Genomic DNA, 5,541 nt, shown 5'->3' with positions numbered 1-5,541 from the left:
CTGCGCTAAGATAGCCTTTTGAAAGGGACATGAACCCACTTAAAACGTAAAAAGATGTCCTTTTTCGTATCACAAGATTGGGGTAAAACTGCCTTTATCTATCATTATGATTAATATCATTGTTTAGTTCTTTCCGTGGCAATAGCTGGCGGATATGCTTTACCCTGGCTTCCATTGAAATATGGCAGCTGTTTCCGAGGTGGACAACTGAGGAAGATGAGGCGCCAAAAATCTTGATACTCCTTACTTTCAAAACCGGGTTGAGATTTTGGGTAGAATAAGAGAAGATTTCATCGACAGGAGTGAATGGGATTGCCTCAGAGAAAATGGAAAAGGCTGAGAAATTCCCTTCGTTGTCATAAAATATTTCCGCCTCTCTCTGGACTGCTATCGCTCTTGATTTGGCCTGGATTTGCTGGGAATCACCTATTTGGAAAATGGATGAAAAAGTAATGGAATCGACTTTTATGCGATCGACACATGCTGTTCTTTGAAACATATCTTCACTCCACTGAAAGCGGAACGAATGGTCCGATGACTAACGATTCTGCTGGAGTATCGAAAGTTGCTGCCAGCTGGATTATTTCTGCATCTCCGACCATTAGCAATGAGGAGCTTGATACGCCTATAACCCTGATGTCGCCGACGCAGATGTCCCGGTTATATACTTGAAAATTCATTATGAACGTCCTTCCTTTACATTGTCAGGCAGATTTTTCAGGAATAGGAATACTCCGTTCTGGATTTCCTGTTTAAGTAACTCAATCACCTTTGCATTTATCTCTGGGCTTAATTCTTCTCCCCGGCTGGTGGAGGAGAGTTCTTTTAAGTGATAAGCCACTCTGCCGGACAACTGTTTTTTAATATCATCTTTTATAAATGTAAAATAAGAATCATCGACGGTTATTTCCAAATTGGTTTGTGCATCACGATAAATCTGCTCGAGGTCAGTTTCTAAATATTGATACAATGTGGTTTCAAGCTCGATTGTCCTCTTGAATAACTGTTTTGGGGGAATTGGTACGTTCACTGCTTTCTGATCGACAGAAAAATCGTCGATTTCGTTCAGATCTGACGGATTCAAGCCAATATTCAGTGTTCCTTCTAGTGTTTCAACCTTCAACTGGTCGAATTTATACTCGATATTTCCGATTTGAACCGGAGGCCTTTCTTTAAGGCTTGCAATTTCCTGTTGCATATCCAAGATCATTTTCTCTAATTTGCCTATTTTTTTGCTTTGATGCTCCACAAATAAATGCAGCCTTTTTATATATTGATAGAATTCCGCATCCAAACGAATCACCTCGAATCAAACCAGTTTTATTTTTATAAAAAAAGATTCCAGCTATCAAATATCTCGTACAGGGGCCTGTAAAGGTACAGCAGGTGTACCAAGCAACTCCGAGCTGCTGAGAACGCCAGGATGCTGTGCCTGTGGTGCCGGCCCCGTAAAACCTCCTGTATTGTACAGATAAGAAGCGGGCTTGATGATTCCGGCGCTTCCAATTTGCAGAACAGAGGAATTGGTGATTCCATCAATTTTTAATAGGTTGATGTGAATCGATTGTTGTATATAGAAATTCATTCTGATCCCCCGCATTAAGCATTTAAATAATTTCCCTGATCCACAGCATCTTGATCATAGGTATTCGTCGAGCTTTGATTATTATAGAGAGTCAATCCGTCTCCGGTATTGAATGAGCCAGCACCTGAAAAGGTTTTTGCTGTGGAAACCGGGCTGATTCTGTAAACATCGCCAATATTGAAAACAGCGCTGTTGCCCAGAGAGATGACCTGTACGACTCCGACGATTGCCGGCATGAGCAACACCCTTTCCTGGATTTCTTTATATCGTCTCGCTCCAGCGCCTAGCGGTTTGGTGCTGACCAAGGCGCTTCCGCTTTTCTTTATCGTATGTGCCTAGATAAAGATTGTGAATAAAATGCCTATGCTTGCTCCTGGAAACGGATGTTATACAACAGACAAAAAGATATATAACAGAAATGCTAATATGTTAATATATTTATATATTTAGAATTTTAAATTTATTCTCAGGAGGCAAAGATATGAATGTTCCATTGCTGTTAAACGAGTTTTTAGACCGGGCGGTATCGCTTTATAGTGATAAAATGGCAATTTTTTCAGAGGACAGGTCGCTTACATATGCCGAACTGAATGAAAGAGTGAACAGGCTATCGGACGGGCTTCGGAAGCTTGGAGCGGGAAAGGGTGACAGAATCGCTTATCTTGCGCCAAACTCAATCGAAATGCTTGAAGGCTTTTATGGTGTATTCCAGGTAGGCGGAGTGATGGTACCGTTAAACATCCGCCTGAAGCCGGAAGATTATTTGTTTATTTTGAATCACAGCGAATCGAAGGTATTATTCGTTGACCAGGATTTATACCATTTGGTCCAGCCAATTAAAGATCAGCTGCAGACTGTGGAGCACATCGTCATCCATAATAAAGAAGACAGCGTGAATGAGCTGGGTTATGAAGAATGGCTTGATCAGCACTCGCCGGAGGCTTTTGCACGTGAGGGTCTTGATGAAAATGATGTTTGCAGTCTTCTGTATACAAGCGGAACAACGGGGAATCCAAAGGGCGTAATGCTGACGCACCGTAACAATTACCTTCATGCCCTCAGCACTATGCACCATTTAAGGGTGAGCGATGAAGATGTACTCCTGCATGTACTGCCGATGTTCCATGTTAATGGATGGGGATCACCATTCTATTACACTGCGAACGGAGCTTCACAAGTTTGCCTGCGCAAAACAACTCCTGAGACAATTTTTAACGCATTGGAAAAACACAAAGTTAGCGTCATGCATATGGCACCCACTGTATTGAATTCACTACTCCAGTTCTATGAAAAAAATGTACCGGGCATTGAACAGCCTGTTCGCGTTGTCATCGCAGGATCTGCACCGCCACCTGCGTTCGTGACCAGGGTGGAAAAAGAACTTGGCTGGGAATTCATCCAGGTTTATGGCATGACTGAGTCCTCACCTTTAAGCACGATTTCAACAGTAAGATCGCACTTAAAGCAGCTGCCATTAAGTGAACAATACCGGATGAAGGCGAAAGCTGGAATTTCAATGATTGGCTGCGAAGTAAAAGTAGTGAATGATTTTGGAGATGAGGTTGCGCATGATGGCACTGAGATAGGTGAAGTGATCACCAGAAGCAACGGAGTGATGAAAGGCTACTGGAAAAATGAAGAGGCAACGATGGAGGCCATCCGCAATGGCTGGCTTCATACGGGTGATATGGCTACAGTCGATCAGTATGGAAACATTGATATCGTCGACCGTAAAAAAGATGTGATCATCAGTGGCGGCGAGAATATTTCCTCCATAGAGGTTGAAGGCGTATTATACGATCATCCTGCAGTTCTTGAAGCAGCAGTCATTGCCGTACCTCACGAAAAATGGGGCGAGACACCACATGCTTATGTCGTGCTCAGGGAAAACGAGCACGTTACCGAGGAGGACCTTGTTGCTTTCTCCCGTGAAAAACTTGCCCATTTCAAAGCCATTACAGGAGTTACCTTTGTAAAAGAACTGCCAAAGACAGCTTCCGGCAAAATCCAGAAGGTGCATTTGAGAAATGAATATTGGGAAGCGAATGGCAAGGGTGGAAGGCTTGTAAATTAATAGGTTAACAGGGATTGCTCTATACGCTGAGCAGTCCTTCTTCTTTTGGCATGCGGGGCTTTGTGTGATATACATAGTATAGATGTAAACTTTTGGGGGGAATGAGTGGGAGTATGGAGTTAAAAGCCCAGCCTGCGGGAAAAAGGATTGTTTCAATTGACCGGATGAGGGGATTTTCATTATTAGGAATTTTTCTAGTGAATATGATTTCCTTTCATTCGCCGTATTTTTATATCGATCCTGAAAATTGGTGGCAAGGAACACTTAATTTAGTTACATACAGGTTCATTGATATTTTTGTGCAGGCAAGCTTCTACCCGTTGTTTGCGATGCTGTTTGGATATGGACTGGTCATTTTGCGGGAACGGACTCTCCAGAAGGGGATTAGTTTTACTCCACTTGCCCTCAGGAGACTTTCAATTCTGTTATTAATGGGACTGCTTCATGCCTTCTTTATTTGGGAGGGAGATATTTTAATTACCTACGCTGTATGCGGGTTTGTCTTTCTCTTTTTGATTGGCTGGAATGCAAGGAGGCTGCTGATAGCTGGATTTATTTTATACATAGTCCCCAACTTGCTGCTTCTGTTTATGCTTGGGGCTGCCGACGCCATGCAAGGTGGAAGTGAGTTCACGATGTATGATCAGGAAGCGGCGACCCAGGCAATGATGGCCTATCAAACTGGCAGTTTTGCAGAGGTTACCGAGCAAAGGGTTACAGAATGGTATAAAAACAATGACCTAATAGGATTCATTTTTTACCTCATCACAATCCTGCCTTTATTTATGATTGGTGCTGGCGCAGCAAAACTCAGGCTTTTTGAGAATGTGGAAAGCAAGCGGCTTAAGATGGCCAAATATGCAATAGCACTGGTTTTAGCTGGTTTGCTTATAAAATCACTGCCATACCTTATGGACAGAACCTTGGGGACTGATTACGCCCAGGATGCTTTTGGCGGTGCAATGCTCGCTATGGCGTATGCACTATTCATAGCACTTGCTTCAGAGAAAAGAACTTTTGATAAACTCCTTGCTCCACTGGAGGCAGCAGGCAGGCTTTCCATCAGCAATTATTTATTTCAATCGATCGTCGCTACGCTGATTTTTTACAGTTATGGGCTTGGGTACTATGGGAAGATTTCCATTTTTGCAGGCTCAGTCCTCGCTTTGAGTATTTACGCTTTTCAGCTTGCCGCCAGCACCTTGTATATAAAAAGGTATTATTATGGACCGGTGGAATGGCTTTGGAGGAGCGGCACGTATATGAAGAGGCAGCGCTTTAAAAAGGAAGATGGCTCATGGGAAAATTAGTATGAGGGGGACCAAACATGAAATTCGGTACTTTTAAAAATGAACAAGGAATTTTTATCGGTATTGTCAATGAAGGAGAAAATCGTGTTCTTCCACTGCTTGAAGCAGCGGGAAGAATGGGTGGAGAATTCTCGTTTCCAAACTCAATGCTGGAGGCCATTGCATTGGGTGACTCGTTTTACGAGGACGCAAGTAAGGTCGGCGAGTGGGTAAATGAAAATAACCTTGTAGAGGAACTCTATAAGCCGATCGAATCTGTAACCTTACTCGCACCGATTCCAAAGCCAGCGAAGAATGTTTTCTGTGTCGGAAAGAATTATGCGGAGCACGCGATTGAGATGGGAAGCAAGGATGATATTCCGGAACATATCATGGTGTTTACTAAAGCGCCAACATCGGTCATTGGCCACGGAGAAACAATCAATGAACACAAGGAAGTGACAGCTCAGCTAGATTATGAAGGTGAGCTAGCAGTTATCATCGGAAAGCAAGGTAAAGCGATTAATCTGGAAGAGGCACTCGAGTATGTCTTCGGATATACGATAATCAATGATGTAACAGCGAGAGACTTG

The 5,541-nt window shown here is 43.0% G+C and carries 8 protein-coding genes; 3 read left to right on the top strand and 5 right to left on the bottom strand.

Going from position 1 to position 5,541, the window contains the following annotated elements; translation table 11 throughout:
* Positions 1 to 94 precede the first annotated feature (94 nt).
* From WB217_RS14585 to WB217_RS14565, 5 genes are all read right to left on the bottom strand, one after another.
* Positions 95 to 499, bottom strand: coding sequence for a spore germination protein GerPE (locus WB217_RS14585; RefSeq protein ID WP_423993958.1), 405 nt, complete (start codon positions 497 to 499; stop codon positions 95 to 97).
* A gap of 4 nt (positions 500 to 503) precedes the next feature.
* The gene (locus WB217_RS14580) at positions 504 to 680 is read right to left on the bottom strand and encodes a spore gernimation protein GerPD (RefSeq protein ID WP_335378352.1); all 177 of its coding nucleotides are present in this window, start codon (positions 678 to 680) and stop codon (positions 504 to 506) included.
* Entirely contained in the window at positions 680 to 1,249 is a 570-nt protein-coding gene (gene gerPC, locus WB217_RS14575; RefSeq protein WP_423993960.1) for a spore germination protein GerPC, read from the bottom strand. The genes WB217_RS14580 and gerPC overlap by 1 nt, the downstream gene beginning before the upstream one ends.
* Before the next feature lie 99 nt (positions 1,250 to 1,348).
* Positions 1,349 to 1,585: a spore germination protein GerPB gene (locus tag WB217_RS14570; protein ID WP_423993957.1), complete on the bottom strand. Its 237-nt coding sequence runs from the start codon at positions 1,583 to 1,585 to the stop codon at positions 1,349 to 1,351.
* Positions 1,586 to 1,599: 14 nt separating this feature from the next.
* The gene (locus tag WB217_RS14565; protein WP_423993959.1) at positions 1,600 to 1,821 is read right to left on the bottom strand and encodes a spore germination protein; all 222 of its coding nucleotides are present in this window, start codon (positions 1,819 to 1,821) and stop codon (positions 1,600 to 1,602) included.
* A gap of 245 nt (positions 1,822 to 2,066) precedes the next feature.
* On the opposite strand from WB217_RS14565, the gene WB217_RS14560 reads away from it, so the two are divergent.
* The 3 genes from WB217_RS14560 to WB217_RS14550 all read left to right on the top strand — a co-directional run.
* The gene (locus WB217_RS14560; protein WP_423993956.1) at positions 2,067 to 3,659 is read left to right on the top strand and encodes a long-chain-fatty-acid--CoA ligase; all 1,593 of its coding nucleotides are present in this window, start codon (positions 2,067 to 2,069) and stop codon (positions 3,657 to 3,659) included.
* Between the two features lie 101 nt (positions 3,660 to 3,760).
* Positions 3,761 to 4,969 carry a DUF418 domain-containing protein gene (locus tag WB217_RS14555; RefSeq protein ID WP_423993954.1) on the top strand — a complete coding sequence of 403 codons (1,209 nt, stop codon included), beginning with the start codon at positions 3,761 to 3,763 and terminating at the stop codon, positions 4,967 to 4,969.
* A 17-nt stretch (positions 4,970 to 4,986) separates the two neighbouring features.
* Positions 4,987 to 5,541, top strand: a 555-nt coding sequence (locus WB217_RS14550; protein WP_423993953.1) for a fumarylacetoacetate hydrolase family protein, incomplete at its 3' end; no start/stop codon positions are given.

This window comes from Mesobacillus sp., assembly GCF_049588175.1.
In the GTDB taxonomy this organism is placed as follows: domain Bacteria; phylum Bacillota; class Bacilli; order Bacillales; family Cytobacillaceae; genus Mesobacillus.
Note: the sequence above shows the minus strand (reverse complement) of the source record. Positions and strands in the feature narration are given on the sequence as shown.